This is a genomic window from Pseudomonas flavocrustae (assembly GCF_029872515.1).
GTDB classification, from domain to species: domain Bacteria; phylum Pseudomonadota; class Gammaproteobacteria; order Pseudomonadales; family Pseudomonadaceae; genus Chryseomonas; species Chryseomonas aestiva.
The window spans coordinates 358068-372635 of record NZ_JAPDIQ010000002.1 but is presented as its reverse complement, the minus strand read 5'-3'; the positions used below and the strand labels follow the sequence as shown (position 1 = coordinate 372635).

Genomic DNA, 14568 nt, shown 5'->3' with positions numbered 1-14568 from the left:
CCGCAGCCTGGAATCCCGCATGACCGACCGGATCACCCTTGCCCGTCCCGATGACTGGCACATTCACCTGCGCGACGGCGCCGCCCTGCCGCAGACCGTCGCCGACGCTGCCCGGGAATTCGGTCGCGCCATCGTCATGCCCAACCTGGTGCCACCGGTGCGCAATGCCGAGCAGGCCGCCGCCTACCGCGCGCGTATCCTGGCCGCGCGCCCGGCCGGCAGCCGCTTCGAACCGCTGATGGTGCTCTATCTCACCGACCGCACCAGCCCGGAAGAGGTACGCAGCGCCAAGGCCAGCGGCTTCGTGCACGCCGCCAAGCTCTATCCGGCCGGCGCTACCACCAATTCCGATTCCGGCGTGACCTCGCTGGACAACCTCTTTCCCACCCTGGAAGCCATGGCCGAGATCGGCCTGCCGCTGCTGGTGCACGGCGAGGTCACCCATGCCGAGGTGGACGTCTTCGACCGCGAGAAGAAATTCATCGACGAGCATCTGGTGCGTATCGTCCAGCGCTTCCCGACGCTGAAGGTGGTGTTCGAGCACATCACCACCGGTGATGCCGCTGCCTTCGTGCGCGAGGCCCCGGCCAACGTCGGTGCCACCATCACCGTCCACCACCTGCTGTACAACCGCAACCACATGCTGGTGGGCGGGATCCGGCCGCACTTCTATTGCCTGCCGATCCTCAAGCGCAATACCCACCAGAGCGCCCTGCTGGACGCCGCCACCAGTGGCAATCCCAAGTTCTTCCTCGGCACCGATTCGGCACCCCATGCCCGTCACGCCAAGGAAGCGGCCTGCGGCTGCGCCGGCTGCTACACCGCCTATGGCGCTCTAGAGCTCTATGCCGAGGCCTTCGAGAGCCGCAATGCCCTCGACCGTCTGGAAGGCTTCGCCAGCCATTTCGGCGCCGACTTCTACGGCCTGCCGCGCAATACCGAGACCGTCACCCTGGTCCGCGAGGACTGGCAGGCCCCTGCCTCCCTGCCCTTCGGTGACCACGAGGTGATTCCGCTGCGCGCCGGCGAGACGCTGCGCTGGCGTCTGGAGGTGGGCGCATGAGCATGGACGAGACCTTCAGCGACGAACTGGACGCCAGCCAGCCGATGTCCGACTCGCGCATCCCCATGGCGCGCCGCTTCCGTGGCTACCTGCCGGTAGTAGTGGATGTCGAGACCGGTGGCTTCAATGCCGCCACCGATGCCCTGCTGGAAATCGCCGCCACCACGGTGGCCATGGACGAGGACGGGGTGCTCTACCCGGACCACACCTACTTCTTCCGCGTCGAACCCTTCGCCGGCGCCAATATCGAGCCGGCGGCGCTGGAGTTCACCGGCATCAAGCTCGACCATCCGCTGCGCATGGCGGTGGGCGAAGAGCAGGCGCTCAGCGAAATCTTCAAGGGCGTGCGCAAGTCGCTCAAGGCCAACGGCTGCAAGAGAGCCATCCTGGTCGGCCACAACAGCAGCTTCGACCTGGGCTTTCTCAATGCCGCGGTGCTGCGCTGCGGGCTGAAGCGCAATCCCTTCCACCCCTTCTCCAGCTTCGATACCGCCACCCTGGCCGGACTGGCCTATGGTCAGACGGTGCTGGCCAAGGCCTGCCAGGCCGCCGGTATCGAATTCGATAACCGCGAAGCCCACTCGGCCCGCTACGACACTGAGAAGACCGCCGAGCTGTTCTGCGGCATCGTCAATCGCTGGCGGGAGATGGGCGGCTGGGTTGATCTCGACTGACCGTCCGTCGCCCGCCCTGCCGTTAATGAGATTTTGCCGCCTACAACTTTGACAATAATTCTCATTGTCATTAGCTTTGGCGGCACCTCCACTCATACAGCAGGCGATCCATGTACGTGTGTCTTTGCCGTGGCGTGACCGACAAGCAGATTCGCGAAGCCATCTATGAGGGCTGCTGCAGTTATCGGGAAGTCCGGGAAAGCACCGGTTGCGCCACCCAGTGCGGCAAGTGCGCCTGCCTCGCCAAGCAGGTGGTCAAGGAAACCCTCGGTGAGCTGCACGGCGCCCAGCAGCTCGCCTATGCGCTGGACGTCCCGCGCGCCTGAGCGATACCCCTGCAAAAAAAGCCGGACCTTGCGTCCGGCTTTTTTATTGTCTAATCAAACGCTTACGAAAAGGATGGAAAAGCTTTCGATTACCGTTCGATTTTCGTCGATTTTTCAACAACTTAAGCTTTTGACAAAGGGCCCTCCCACGCTCAGACTGCCGGTAATCCCACCCGATTTGCAGGTCCGGCCATGAAAGGCGATATCACCGTCATCCAGCATTTGAACAAGATCCTCGGCAACGAACTGGTGGCCATCAACCAGTATTTCCTGCACTCGCGGATGTACAACGACTGGGGTATCCGCAAGCTGGGTCATCACGAGTACAAGGAATCCATCGACGAGATGAAGCACGCCGATCGCCTGATCGAGCGCATCCTGTTCCTGGAAGGTCTGCCCAACCTGCAGGACCTGGGCAAGCTGATGATCGGCGAGAACACTCAGGAGATGATCCAGTGCGACCTGCGCCTGGAAATCAGCGCCGTGGCCGACCTGCGTGAAGCCATCACCTATTGCGAGAGCGTGCGGGACTATGTGAGTCGCGACATGCTCAAGAGCATCCTCGAATCCGAGGAAGAGCATATCGACTGGCTGGAGACCCAGCTGAGCCTCATCGCCAGCGTCGGGATCGAGAACTACATCCAGTCGCAGATGCACGACGACGATTGATCGGGCAGCCGCCCATAAAAAAGCCCGCACGCTGCGGGCTTTTTTATGGGCCAGGGACTCAGGCGTCCTTGGTTTCCACGGCCTGCTTGATCAGGGTCTGCAACTCGCCCTTCTCATAGAGCTCGGCCAGGATGTCGCTGCCGCCGACCAGCTCGCCGCCGACCCACAGCTGGGGGAAGGTCGGCCAGTTGGCGTACTTGGGCAGGTTGGCGCGGATTTCCGGATTCTGCAGGATGTCGACATAGGCGAATTTTTCGCCACAGGCCATCAGCACCTGCGCGGCGCGGGAAGAGAAGCCGCACTGAGGCGCGTTCGGCGAACCCTTCATGTAGAGCAGCACGGGATTGTTGGCAATCTGGTCTTTGATGGTATCGATGATTTCCACGATGCACCTCGCTAATACGGTGGGACGATTGTAACGGAAAGGCCGGTGGAACGCCGGGATTTCCGCGACGTCCAGCCCATGACAGGCGCGGCTCGACCTGCAAATCGACCACGCTCCGGCACCACCGTTCGCCGCCATGACCACGATCCGGCGCGCCGCCGAGCAAACTTTGCGGACGCGGCCGTGGTCAGGTTAAAGGTAGGCGCCGCTCGGTGCGCCTGATCCAAGACCCCCAGGAGAACTCCATGAGCCTGTTCAGCACCATCCTATCCAAGCTCGGCATCGGTGAAGCCCACGCGGACACCCCTGCCGCCGCGCCCACTACCGGTGCCACCGAGACCACCACGCCCGCCGGTAGCACCGCCCCCGCAGGTGCTGGCAACCATATGAGCCAGGTGGACGTCGCCGCCAAGCTGGATGGCCTGGCCACTCAGAAAGGCGAGCAACTCAACTGGAAGACCTCCATCGTCGACCTCCTCAAGCTCCTCGACCTGGACAGCAGCCTGACCGCCCGCCAGGAACTGGCCAAGGAACTGAACTGCCCGGCCGACAAGCTGGGCGACTCTGCCCAGATGAACATGTGGCTGCACAAGGCCGTCCTGCAGAAGCTGGCCGACAACGGCGGCAACGTTCCCGCCGACCTGCTGTAAGGCTACCGCCAACTGATCCGTCTCGGGCCAGCCGCCCTGCCCGAAGGGCCTGGCCTGCGATGGTGGTAAAATGCGACATGAACTTATACCATTTCGCCTTTGGTCTTTCCGCCGTTTGAAACGGCATGCTCTCAGGTTCGCCGCGTCCTCCATGGACGGCCGTTACCGGGACGGGACGCTAGGGTAACGAAATGACGGTTCGCCACTTTCTCTCTTTCATGGACTGTTCCCCCGAGGAACTCCGGCAACTCATCGCACGCGGCATCGAGCTCAAGGCCCTGCGCAACCGGGGTGTGCTGCACGAGCCCCTGCGCAATCGCGTCCTGGGCATGATCTTCGAAAAGGCCTCGACCCGTACCCGCCTCTCCTTCGAGGCCGGCATGATCCAGCTCGGCGGCCAGGCGATCTTCCTCTCTTCCCGTGATACCCAACTTGGTCGCGGCGAACCTGTCCCGGACAGCGCCCGCGTCATGTCGAGCATGCTCGACGGCGTGATGATCCGTACCTATGCCCACGAGATGCTCACCACCTTCGCCGCCAATTCCAGGGTGCCGGTAATCAATGGCCTGTCGGATGATCTGCACCCCTGCCAGCTGCTCGCCGACATGCAGACCTTCTTCGAACACCGGGGCGACATCCGCGGCAAGACCGTGGCCTGGATCGGCGATGGCAACAACATGTGCAACAGCTACATCGAGGCGGCCGAGCAGCTCGACTTCAGCCTGCGCATCGCCTGCCCGGAAGACTATGAGCCCAATCCGCGCTTCCTCGAACGCGCCGGCGACCGCGTGCAGCTGACCCGGGATCCACGCGAGGCGGTGGCCCAGGCCCACCTGGTCAGTACCGACGTCTGGACCTCCATGGGCCAGGAAGAGGAAACCCGCCTACGCCTGGCGGCCTTCAAGCCCTACCAGGTCACCGCCCAACTGCTCGATGGCGCCGCGCCCGATGTGCTGTTCATGCACTGCCTGCCGGCCCACCGCGGGGAAGAGATCAGCCACACCCTGCTGGACGATGCCCGCGCGGTGGTCTGGGACGAAGCCGAAAATCGCCTGCATGCCCAGAAGGCGCTGCTCGAATTTCTCATCAAGCCGCCGCTGCACGCCTGAACCCGGCAGAAGCCTCGGCTGCGTCAGGCAGTCGAGGCCCTTTCGCTACAGCAACAGCTGACCGCGCAGCACCGTCACCGCCCGCCCGGCGATACTGACCCGGTCACCCTCCAGTCGACACCTGAGCTGCCCGCCCCGGGCCGAAAGCTGCTGGGCGGTGAGCATCCGCTTGGCCAGTCGCCGCGACCAGTAGGGAATCAGGCTGCAATGCGCCGAACCGGTGACGGGATCTTCATCCACACCCACTGCCGGGGCGAAGAAGCGCGAAACGAAGTCCACCTCCTGCCCCCGCGCGGTCACGATGACGCCTTGCCAGGGGAGCCGGGCGATGGCCGCCAGGTCCGGCTTGCAGTCACGCACCGCCTGCTCCGACTCCAGCAGTACCAGCAGCTTGTCCGCCGCCAGTGCATCCACCGGCGAGACCCGCAGGGCACGTTCCAGCTCGGGAGTGACCCCCTGCTCCGTGGGCACCAGCGCAGGGAAATCCAACGCCAGCAGTCCATCGGCTTCGCGAAATACCCGCAGGACGCCCGACTGACTGATGAACTCCAGGCGATCACCCGCTTCGCCATAGACCTCGAACAGGATGTGCGCGGCAGCCAGGGTGGCATGACCGCACAGGGGCACCTCGGTCCGCGGGGTAAACCAGCGGATGCGCCAGGTATCCTCCTCCCACACCACGAAGGCGGTTTCCGAAAGATTGTGCTCGGTGGCGATCCGCTGCAGCAGCTCATCGGCCGGCCAGCTGTCCAGGCGGTAGACCGCAGCGGGATTGCCACGGAAGAACTGATCGGTGAAGGCATCGACCTGATGAAATTCTAGGGGCATGCGCGCTACCTGAGCAGAAGAAGAGAAACAGCAAGCATCGACGTCGCACGGGCACCCGGCCTCTGATGATCCCTGACAGCAACGGCTATACATTAAGACCTGCCAACCGGCCGGTTGTCGCCAGAAGTCCTATGACCAAAATAGCAGGCGGCGTCGCATCGGCAATGAATTGTCGAACGTCGTCACTGTTTTTGCGCTCAGGAGCTTTGACAGTTTTCATATTTGAAATTAGATTTTCGGTTGCGAACAAATGGCTCTCCGGCCACCTATAAATACAACAACCACGAGGCTCCTCCATGAGTACTCTTCCGGCTCCAACGCTACGCGGTCAATGCATCGCCGAATTCCTCGGCACAGCCCTCCTCATTTTTTTCGGTACCGGTTGCGTGGCGGCCGCGAAGGTCGGCGGCGCTACTCTCGGCCTCTGGGAGATCAGTATCATCTGGGGCGTCGGCGTGAGCATGGCGGTCTACCTGTCCGCCGGTGTCTCCGGCGCGCATCTCAGTCCGGCCGTCACCATCGCCCTCTGGCTGTTCGGTGGCTTCGAAAGACGCAAGGTCCCGGCCTACATCCTGGCCCAGGTGGCCGGCGCCTTCTGCGGTGCGGCGCTGGTCTACGGCCTCTACAGCAGCCTGTTTTTCGATTATGAACAGGCCCATCACATGGTCCGCGGCAGCCAGGCGAGCCTGGAGCTGGCCGGCGTCTTCTCCACCTATCCCCATCCGTCCCTGTCGGTTGGCCAGGCCTTCCTGGTCGAGGCCGTCATCACCGCCATCCTGCTGGCCATGATCATGGCCCTCACCGACGACGGCAACGGCCTGCCCCGCGGTCCGCTCGCACCCCTGCTGATCGGCCTGCTGATCGCCGTGATCGGTGGCTCCATGGGTCCGCTGACCGGCTTCGCCATGAACCCGGCTCGCGATTTCGGACCCAAGCTGATGACCTTCTTTGCCGGCTGGGGCGAGATCGCCTTCACCGGTGGCCGTGACATCCCCTACTTCCTGGTGCCCATCTTCGGCCCCATCGTCGGTGCCTGCCTGGGCGCCGCCGGTTACAAGGCGCTGATTTGCCGCCATCTGCCCGGCCTGGCTTCGGGTGCCTGCGACGTCCCGGCCAAGGCCGAGGACAGTGCCCGCACCGAAGTGACCTCCGCCTCCAAAGCGTCCTGATCGCCGCGAATCACAATAAGGAACAAGACCATGACCGACCAGAACAAGCAGTACATCGTCGCGCTCGACCAGGGCACCACCAGCTCGCGCGCCATCGTGCTGGACCGCAACGCCAACGTGGTGACCATTGCCCAGCGCGAATTCGCGCAGATCTACCCGCAGGCCGGCTGGGTCGAGCACGACCCCATGGAGATCTGGGCCACCCAGAGCGCGGTGTTCGTCGAGGCGCTGGCCCAGGCCAGCATCAGCAACGAGCAGATCGCCGCCATCGGCATCACCAACCAGCGGGAAACCGCCATCGTCTGGGACAAGACCACCGGCCGTCCCATCTACAACGCCATCGTCTGGCAGAGCCGCCAGAGCACCGCGATCTGCGACCAGCTCAAGCGCGACGGCATGGAAGACCATATCCGCAAGACCACCGGCCTGGTGATCGACCCCTACTTCTCGGGCACCAAGATCAAGTGGATCCTCGACCATGTCGAAGGCAGCCGTGAACGCGCCCGCCGTGGCGAGCTGCTGTTCGGCACCGTCGATACCTGGCTGATCTGGAAGATGACCCAGGGTCAGGCCCACGTGACCGACTACACCAACGCCTCGCGCACCCTGCTGTTCGATATCCACAAGCGCGAGTGGGACGCCACCATGCTCGAGGTGCTGGACATCCCGCGCGAGATGCTGCCGGAAGTGAAGTCCTCCTCCGAGGTCTATGGCCACGCGCACCTGGGCAGCGGCCAGACCACCGGCATCCCCATCGCCGGTATCGCCGGCGATCAGCAGGCGGCGCTGTTCGGCCAGATGTGCGTGGAACCCGGCCAGGCCAAGAACACCTATGGCACCGGTTGCTTCCTGCTGATGAACACCGGCGAGAAGGCGGTACAGTCCCAGCACGGCCTGCTGACCACCATCGCCTGCGGTCCCCGCGGCGAGGTCAACTACGCCCTGGAAGGCGCCATCTTCAACGGTGGCTCCACCGTCCAGTGGCTGCGCGACGAACTCAAGGTGATCAACGACTCCCTGGACTCCGAGTACTTCGCCACCAAGGTGACCGACAGCAACGGCGTCTACCTGGTCCCGGCCTTCACCGGCCTGGGCGCGCCCTACTGGGATCCCTATGCCCGCGGTGCGCTGTTCGGCCTGACCCGTGGCGTCAAGGTGGACCACATCATCCGCGCCACCCTGGAATCCATCGCCTTCCAGACCCGCGATGTGCTGGATGCCATGCAGCAGGATGCCGGCGAAGCCCTGAAGTCCCTGCGGGTGGACGGTGGCGCCACCGCCAACAACTTCCTCATGCAGTTCCAGTCGGACGTGCTCGGCACCCGGGTCGAGCGGCCGGTAATGAAGGAGACCACCGCCCTGGGCGCGGCCTACCTGGCCGGTCTTGCCACCGGCTTCTGGAGCAGCCTGGACGAGTTGCGCAGCAAGAGCACCATCGAACGGGTCTTCGAGCCGGCATGCGACCCGACCAAGAGAGACACCCTGTACAAGGGCTGGAAAAAGGCCGTCGAGCGCACCCGCGGCTGGGCCCTGGACTGAGTGACTCCGTTGCGGAAGGTGCCGGCGGTTGCCCGGCGGCCTTCCGGACGGCTCTCCATGAGACCGGCGTCTTCCGACGCCGGTCTTGCTTTGCGCGACAAGCGCTTTCCACCCGGAAAGACCTACGGCATCCTCTGTGAATTTACTCGATCACCTCAAGGAAGCCGCAATGAGCCTGGCGCCTCGCCAACAGCAGATTCTCGAACTGGTCCGTGAGCGCGGCTACGTCAGCATCGAAGAGCTGGCCCAGCATTTCTCCGTCACCCCGCAGACGATCCGCCGCGATATCAACCAGCTCGCCGAGGCCGGCCTGCTGCGGCGCTACCATGGCGGCGCTGCCCACGACTCCAGCGTGGAGAACACCGAATACAGCATGAGGGCCGGCCAGATGCGCGAGGAAAAGCGCCTGATCGCCGAAGCCGTGGCCGCCGCCGTACCCGACCATGCCTCGCTGTTCATCAATATCGGCACCACCACCGAGGCCATCGCCCATGCCCTGCTCGGGCATCGCAGCCTCAAGGTCATCACCAACAACCTGCACGTGGCCAACATCCTCAGCGCCAAGGACGACTTCGACGTCCTGATCGCCAGCGGCAAGGTGCGCAGCGACGGCGGCGTGGTGGGCCAGGCGACCGCCGACTTCATCAAGCAGTTCAAGGTCGACTACGCCCTGGTTGGCATCAGCGGCATCGACGAAGACGGCACCCTGCTGGACTTCGACTACCAGGAGGTCTGCGTCTCCCAGGCCATCATCCATAACGCCCGCCAGGTGTTTCTTGCCGCCGATTCCAGCAAGTTCGGTCGCAACGCCATGATCCGCCTGGGCAGCCTGGAGCAGATCGACCAGCTCTTCACCGAGCGCGAGCCGTCACCCGCCTTCGCCCGCTGCCTGCAGGAATGGCAGGTCAAGGTGGAAGTGGCGCGCCCGCGCTGACCCTCCGAGGCGACGACCATTCGTCGCCTGGCTTCTCTCTATATTCGTTTTTTTTCGTTTTAGCGGTCTGAAGACACAGACCTGGCTAGAACCTGAGTTTTTGCTGGGCTATTATGTTCGAAACCGAATAATTATGTTCGTTTCACAGGAGGCATCATGGCCCAGGCACCCACTGCAACTCCCCGGACTTACGATCTCGCCGTCATCGGCGGTGGCATCAACGGCGTAGGCATCGCGGCCGATGCCGCCGGTCGGGGTCTGTCGGTGTTTCTCTGTGAACGCGACGACCTGGCGAGCCATACCTCGTCCGCCAGCAGCAAGCTGATCCACGGCGGCCTGCGCTACCTGGAACATCACGAATTCCGCCTGGTGCGCGAAGCCCTCGCCGAGCGTGAGGTGCTGCTGGCCAAGGCGCCCCATATCGTCAAGCCGATGCGCTTCGTCCTGCCCCACCGCCCGCACCTGCGTCCGGCGTGGATGATCCGGGCCGGTCTCTTCCTTTATGACCACCTCGGCAAGCGCGAAAAGCTGCCGGGTTCCCGTGGCCTGAAGTTCGATGCCCAGGGGCCGCTCAAGGCCGAGATCAAGCGCGGCTTCGAATATTCCGACTGCTGGGTGGACGATGCCCGCCTGGTGGTGCTCAACGCCATGCAGGCGCGTGACAAGGGTGCCGACATCGTGACCCGCACCCGTTGCGTCAGCGCCCGCCGCGTCGAGGGTCACTGGGAGGTCGAGGTCGAAGGTCCTCAGGGTCGCCAGCAGATCCGTGCCAAGGGCCTGGTCAATGCCGCCGGTCCCTGGGTCGCCAGCTTCATTCGCCAGGACCTGCAGCAGAAGTCGCCTTACGGGATCCGCCTGATCCAGGGCAGTCACGTCATCGTGCCCAAGCTGTACGAAGGCGAGCAGGCCTACATCATGCAGAACGAAGATCGCCGCATCGTCTTCGCCATTCCCTATCTCGGCCAGTACACCATGGTCGGTACCACGGATCGCGAGTACCAGGGCGATCCGGCCAAGGTGACCATCACCGAACAGGAAATCGACTACGTGCTGGGCGTGGCCAATGCCCACTTCCGCAAGCAACTCAGCCGCAACGACGTCCTGCATACCTTCTCCGGCGTACGCCCGCTGTGCGACGACGAATCGGACAACCCTTCCGCCATCACCCGCGACTACACCCTGTCGCTGGCCGAGGAGCAGGGTGCCCCGCTGCTGTCGGTGTTCGGTGGCAAGCTGACCACCTACCGCAAGCTCGCCGAGTCGGCGATGGCGCAGTTGCAGCCCTTCTTCCCGCAGCTGGGCAACAGCTGGACCGCATCGGCACCGCTGCCCGGTGGCGAGAACATGACCACACCCCAGGCGCTGACCCGCGAGTTGCTGGACAAGGTCAGTGGTCTGACGCCGGCCCTCGCGCAGCGTTGGGCAACCACCTATGGCAGCCGGGTCTGGACCCTGCTCGGTGACGGACGCTCGGTGGAGACGCTGGGCAAGGTGATAGGTGCCGACCTGTACGCGCGGGAAGTCGAGTACCTGCAACGATACGAGTGGGTCACCAGTGCCGATGACGTGCTCTGGCGGCGGACCAAGCTGGGCCTGGTATTCAGCGATGCCGAACGGGCTGCGCTGGAAGACTTCCTGGCGCATTCGGAACCGGCCCAGGACAGCAAGGACAGCAACGCCGCCTAAGTGGGATGCTGGTCTGTCCCCGGGCGGGCAATCTGGTCGGGGGCACTCGATTCATCAATCGCACTGGATTCTGCAGCGGCTGACGTGGCGGAAGATGGCCAGTACCATGAAAAGTCTTCATGATGCGGCTTTACTTCCAGCGCCAGTGCCATGTTCGAACTCCGTCACCTGAAAACCCTGCATGCTCTCCGCGAATCCTCCAGCCTGGTGGAAGCGGCGGAGCGTTTGCACCTGACCCAATCCGCCCTCTCCCATCAGTTCAAGGAACTGGAAGAGCGCCTGGGTACCCCACTGTTCATCCGCAAGACCAAGCCCATCCGCTTCACCAGTGCCGGCCTGCGGCTGCTGCAGACCGCGGACGCGGTGTTGCCGCATCTGCGCAGTGCCGAGCGGGACCTGGCGCGGCTGGTGGGCGGGACCGCGGGACGGCTGCACATGGCCATCGAATGCCACAGCTGCTTCCAGTGGCTGATGCCCACCATCGACCAATTCCGTGATTCCTGGCCGGAAGTGGAGCTGGACCTGGCCTCCGGGTTCTCCTTCGCGCCCCTGCCGGCCCTGGCCCGAGGCGATCTGGATCTGGTGGTGACGGCCGATCCGGTGGACCTTTCGGGCGTCACCTACGTGCCACTGTTCACCTACGAGGCCCTGCTGGCGGTGGCCAACCAGCATCCGCTGGCGCAGCGTCCCTATATCGTCCCTGAGGACCTCGCCCAGGAAACGCAGATCACCTATCCGGTGGAGCGCGATCGACTGGATATCTTCACCCGCTTTCTCGATCCGGCCGACGTCGAGCCGTTGTCGATACGCACGGCGGAGATGACGGTGATGATGCTGCAGCTGGTGGCGTCGGGTCGTGGCGTCTGCTGCCTGCCCAACTGGGCGATTCACGAATACAGCTCACGCGGCTATGTCACCGCGCGCCGACTCGGTGAGAAGGGGCTGTATGCGACGCTCTATGCGGCGATCCGCGAAGACATGCTGGAGGCGCCTTTCATGCAGGATTTCCTGCTGACCGCCAAGGACACCTCCTTCGCCACCCTGGAAGGGGTCAGCAGCGCGCGCTGAGTCGGCGCGCTGCTCGCGAGGGGCTTACTTGCTGTTGCCACCCGGGAAGCCGGCGAACTTCTTGTTGAAGCTCGAGACACGACCTTCGACCTTCATCTGGCGCTGCTCGCCGGTGTAGATCGGGTGGGAGGCGCTGGATACGTCCAGACTGATGTAGGGATAGGTCTCCCCTTCGTATTCCTGGGTCCGATCGCTCTCGGCAGTGGAGCGGATCAGGAAGTAGGTGTCCGAGGTGGTGTCGTGGAACAGCACGGGACGGTAGTTGGGATGGATACCGGGTCTCATGAGGCGTCTCCTGGTCTGGGGCGGCGACGACGACAGGTCATCGCTGGGCCCGATAAAGATACATTATAACATAAACAAGCAAGTTTGACAGCCGCACCTGTGACGGTGGCGGCAGCCACGGGCTTTTCGATGGAACCATCCGCCGCGCCCGGGGCTCGTAACCTGAGGCCCTGACCGGCGGCACCCCACCCTCTCTGAGACCTGCTGTCGGTCAATGCGTGCGTTCAGACCTGGAGCGCCAGACAGACGACCTGTCCGCTCCACGCCTCCCACACGCACCGCGCCCCTGCATTGGCTTCTCAAGGATCGCGAGAAGTCCACACGCATTGGATGCGCACGCCGGGTTCGGGATTGAACTCACCGCGCCGCATCCCAAGGATTCAAGAGGCACAGAACCATGTGCGGCATCGCCGGAGAGCTTCGTTTCGATCAACAACCCGCAGCCATCAGCGTGGTGGAGCGTATTACCCACCGCCTCGAACAGCGCGGACCTGATGCCTGGGGCTTCCATAGCCAGGGACCGGTCGCCCTGGGCCATCGCCGGCTGAAGATCATGGATCTGGCGGAAGCTTCGGGCCAACCCATGATCGAGCCGGAACTGGGTCTGTCCATGGTGTTCAACGGCGCCATCTACAACTATCCGGAACTGCGTACCGAGCTGGAAGCCAAGGGTTATAGCTTTTATTCCGGGGGTGACACCGAGATCCTGCTCAAGGCCTATCACGCCTGGGGCAAGGACATGCTGCCCAAGCTCAATGGCATGTTCGCCTTCGCCATCTGGGAGCGTGACAGTGGCCGGCTGTTCATCGCCCGGGATCGCCTGGGGATCAAACCACTGTATCTCTCGTTCACCGACAGGCGCCTGAGATTCGCTTCCAGCCTGCCCGCCCTGCTGGAAGCCGGTGACATCGACACCCGTATCGATCCGGTCGCGCTCAACCACTACCTGAACTTCCATGCCGTGGTGCCGGCGCCGCGTACCATCCTGCAGGGCGTGCAAAAGCTGCCGCCGGCGACCTGGATGACCGTGGATGCGTCCGGCCAGCAGCACCAGGAGACCTGGTGGAACCTGGACTACGGTCCCCGTGAAGACGAGCGCCGCTATACCCTGGACGACTGGGCCGAGCGGGTCCTGCATGGTCTCAAGGACGCCGTGGCGATTCGCCAGCGTGCGGCGCGCGAGGTTGGGGTACTGCTTTCCGGCGGGGTGGATTCCAGTCTGCTGGTGGGCCTGCTGCACGATTCGGGAGTCAAGGACCTGCTGACCTTCTCCATCGGCTTCGAGGATGCCGGTGGCGAGCGCGGCGACGAATTCCAGTATTCCGATCTGATCGCCAACCACTACGGCACTCGCCACCATCAACTGCGCATCGCCGAAGACGAGATCATCCAGCAGCTGCCGCGTGCCTTCTCCGCCATGAGCGAGCCGATGGTCAGTCACGACTGCATCGCCTTCTACCTGCTCTCGCGTGAGGTCTCCAAGCACTGCAAGGTGGTGCAGAGCGGTCAGGGTGCGGACGAACTCTTCGCCGGCTACCACTGGTATCCCCAGGTACATGGCGCCGCCGATCCCTTCGCCGCCTACCGCGCCGCCTTCTTCGATCGCGACTACGCCCAGTACGCCGCCACCGTGCAGGCGGGTGTACGCCTGGAGGAAGACGCCGCCGAAGCCTTCGTCCGTCAGCACTTCGCCAAGCCGGGCGCCAGCGCCGGGGTCGACAAGGCCCTGCGCCTGGACAGCACCGTGATGCTGGTGGATGACCCGGTCAAGCGGGTCGACAACATGACCATGGCGTGGGGCCTGGAAGCCCGGGTGCCCTTCCTCGACTATCGCCTGGCCGAACTCTCGGCGCGCATTCCCGCCGAATTCAAATTGGGCGATGGCGGCAAGCAGGTACTCAAGGCCGCCGCGCGCAAGGTCATTCCTCAAGAGGTGATCGACCGACCCAAGGGCTATTTCCCGGTGCCGGGCCTCAAGCACCTGGAAGGCAACACCCTGACCTGGGTACGCGAGTTGCTGCTGGATCCCAGCCAGGATCGCGGCCTGTTCGACACCGCCGAGATCGATCGCCTGCTGACCAATCCGGCCGATCGCATCACGCCTCTGCGCGGTTCCAAGCTCTGGCAACTCGCCGCGCTCAACCTCTGGATGAGCGAACACGGACTGTGAGGGTGCAAGACGC

The 14568-nt window shown here is 63.8% G+C and carries 15 protein-coding genes; 12 read left to right on the top strand and 3 right to left on the bottom strand.

Features of this window, described 5'->3' with window-relative positions:
* Positions 1–19 precede the first annotated feature (19 nt).
* The 4 genes from pyrC (at position 20) to bfr (ending at position 2732) form a co-directional block, all read left to right on the top strand.
* Complete coding sequence (gene pyrC, locus OMP44_RS06460) at positions 20–1063, top strand: dihydroorotase (protein ID WP_133859420.1); 1044 nt, start codon at positions 20–22, stop codon at positions 1061–1063.
* 2 nt (positions 1064–1065) lie between these two features.
* Positions 1066–1737, top strand: a complete 672-nt coding sequence (gene rnt / locus OMP44_RS06455; protein ID WP_405046278.1) for a ribonuclease T — start codon at positions 1066–1068, stop codon at positions 1735–1737.
* A 110-nt stretch (positions 1738–1847) separates the two neighbouring features.
* The gene (locus OMP44_RS06450) at positions 1848–2063 is read left to right on the top strand and encodes a bacterioferritin-associated ferredoxin (RefSeq protein WP_007162750.1); all 216 of its coding nucleotides are present in this window, start codon (positions 1848–1850) and stop codon (positions 2061–2063) included.
* A gap of 192 nt (positions 2064–2255) precedes the next feature.
* Entirely contained in the window at positions 2256–2732 is a 477-nt protein-coding gene (bfr, locus tag OMP44_RS06445) for a bacterioferritin (RefSeq protein ID WP_017640309.1), read from the top strand.
* Positions 2733–2790: 58 nt separating this feature from the next.
* Here the strand turns inward: bfr and grxD are convergent, their stop codons facing one another.
* Positions 2791–3117 carry a Grx4 family monothiol glutaredoxin gene (grxD, locus tag OMP44_RS06440; protein ID WP_017640308.1) on the bottom strand — a complete coding sequence of 109 codons (327 nt, stop codon included), beginning with the start codon at positions 3115–3117 and terminating at the stop codon, positions 2791–2793.
* Between the two features lie 245 nt (positions 3118–3362).
* Between grxD and OMP44_RS06435 the strand changes: the two genes are divergently transcribed.
* Both OMP44_RS06435 and argF read left to right on the top strand, forming a co-directional pair.
* A complete protein-coding gene (locus OMP44_RS06435) occupies positions 3363–3767 on the top strand; it encodes a DUF3597 domain-containing protein (RefSeq protein WP_280307031.1) in 405 nt (134 codons plus the stop codon).
* 191 nt (positions 3768–3958) lie between these two features.
* Complete coding sequence (gene argF, locus OMP44_RS06430) at positions 3959–4876, top strand: ornithine carbamoyltransferase (RefSeq protein WP_280307029.1); 918 nt, start codon at positions 3959–3961, stop codon at positions 4874–4876.
* A 45-nt stretch (positions 4877–4921) separates the two neighbouring features.
* Here the strand turns inward: argF and OMP44_RS06425 are convergent, their stop codons facing one another.
* Entirely contained in the window at positions 4922–5704 is a 783-nt protein-coding gene (locus tag OMP44_RS06425) for a PhzF family phenazine biosynthesis protein (protein WP_187978972.1), read from the bottom strand.
* A gap of 296 nt (positions 5705–6000) precedes the next feature.
* On the opposite strand from OMP44_RS06425, the gene OMP44_RS06420 reads away from it, so the two are divergent.
* The 5 genes from OMP44_RS06420 to metR all read left to right on the top strand — a co-directional run bounded on the left by OMP44_RS06420 (position 6001) and on the right by metR (position 12100).
* Positions 6001–6873: an MIP/aquaporin family protein gene (locus OMP44_RS06420; RefSeq protein WP_133859426.1), complete on the top strand. Its 873-nt coding sequence runs from the start codon at positions 6001–6003 to the stop codon at positions 6871–6873.
* 30 nt (positions 6874–6903) lie between these two features.
* Positions 6904–8412, top strand: coding sequence for a glycerol kinase GlpK (gene glpK / locus OMP44_RS06415; protein ID WP_187978971.1), 1509 nt, complete (start codon positions 6904–6906; stop codon positions 8410–8412).
* A gap of 169 nt (positions 8413–8581) precedes the next feature.
* On the top strand, positions 8582–9346 hold the full coding sequence (locus OMP44_RS06410; RefSeq protein ID WP_133859428.1) for a DeoR/GlpR family DNA-binding transcription regulator: 765 nt from the start codon (positions 8582–8584) through the stop codon (positions 9344–9346).
* 156 nt (positions 9347–9502) lie between these two features.
* Positions 9503–11032 (top strand): glycerol-3-phosphate dehydrogenase, encoded by a 1530-nt coding sequence (gene glpD / locus OMP44_RS06405; protein ID WP_280307026.1) that lies wholly within the window; start codon positions 9503–9505, stop codon positions 11030–11032.
* Between the two features lie 150 nt (positions 11033–11182).
* Positions 11183–12100, top strand: a complete 918-nt coding sequence (gene metR, locus OMP44_RS06400; protein WP_059227569.1) for a transcriptional regulator MetR — start codon at positions 11183–11185, stop codon at positions 12098–12100.
* Between the two features lie 24 nt (positions 12101–12124).
* On the opposite strand, the gene OMP44_RS06395 is transcribed toward metR, so the two are convergent.
* Positions 12125–12385 carry a type B 50S ribosomal protein L31 gene (locus OMP44_RS06395; protein WP_133859431.1) on the bottom strand — a complete coding sequence of 87 codons (261 nt, stop codon included), beginning with the start codon at positions 12383–12385 and terminating at the stop codon, positions 12125–12127.
* 397 nt (positions 12386–12782) lie between these two features.
* On the opposite strand from OMP44_RS06395, the gene OMP44_RS06390 reads away from it, so the two are divergent.
* Entirely contained in the window at positions 12783–14555 is a 1773-nt protein-coding gene (locus tag OMP44_RS06390) for an N-acetylglutaminylglutamine amidotransferase (RefSeq protein ID WP_273862921.1), read from the top strand.
* Positions 14556–14568: the final 13 nt, after the last annotated feature.

Bases quoted from the DNA above. Each gene is read 5' to 3' on its own strand.
- OMP44_RS06390 (WP_273862921.1), top strand. From the start codon at position 12,783: ATGTGCGGCATCGCCGGAGAGCTTCGTTTCGATCAACAACCCGCAGCC.
- pyrC (WP_133859420.1), top strand. From the start codon at position 20: ATGACCGACCGGATCACCCTTGCCCGTCCCGATGACTGGCACATTCAC.
- argF (WP_280307029.1), top strand. From the start codon at position 3,959: ATGACGGTTCGCCACTTTCTCTCTTTCATGGACTGTTCCCCCGAGGAA.
- glpD (WP_280307026.1), top strand. From the start codon at position 9,503: ATGGCCCAGGCACCCACTGCAACTCCCCGGACTTACGATCTCGCCGTC.
- OMP44_RS06425 (WP_187978972.1), bottom strand. From the start codon at position 5,704: ATGCCCCTAGAATTTCATCAGGTCGATGCCTTCACCGATCAGTTCTTC.
- OMP44_RS06410 (WP_133859428.1), top strand. From the start codon at position 8,582: ATGAGCCTGGCGCCTCGCCAACAGCAGATTCTCGAACTGGTCCGTGAG.
- glpK (WP_187978971.1), top strand. From the start codon at position 6,904: ATGACCGACCAGAACAAGCAGTACATCGTCGCGCTCGACCAGGGCACC.
- OMP44_RS06395 (WP_133859431.1), bottom strand. From the start codon at position 12,385: ATGAGACCCGGTATCCATCCCAACTACCGTCCCGTGCTGTTCCACGAC.
- OMP44_RS06450 (WP_007162750.1), top strand. From the start codon at position 1,848: ATGTACGTGTGTCTTTGCCGTGGCGTGACCGACAAGCAGATTCGCGAA.
- rnt (WP_405046278.1), top strand. From the start codon at position 1,066: ATGGACGAGACCTTCAGCGACGAACTGGACGCCAGCCAGCCGATGTCC.
- OMP44_RS06435 (WP_280307031.1), top strand. From the start codon at position 3,363: ATGAGCCTGTTCAGCACCATCCTATCCAAGCTCGGCATCGGTGAAGCC.
- OMP44_RS06420 (WP_133859426.1), top strand. From the start codon at position 6,001: ATGAGTACTCTTCCGGCTCCAACGCTACGCGGTCAATGCATCGCCGAA.
- metR (WP_059227569.1), top strand. From the start codon at position 11,183: ATGTTCGAACTCCGTCACCTGAAAACCCTGCATGCTCTCCGCGAATCC.
- bfr (WP_017640309.1), top strand. From the start codon at position 2,256: ATGAAAGGCGATATCACCGTCATCCAGCATTTGAACAAGATCCTCGGC.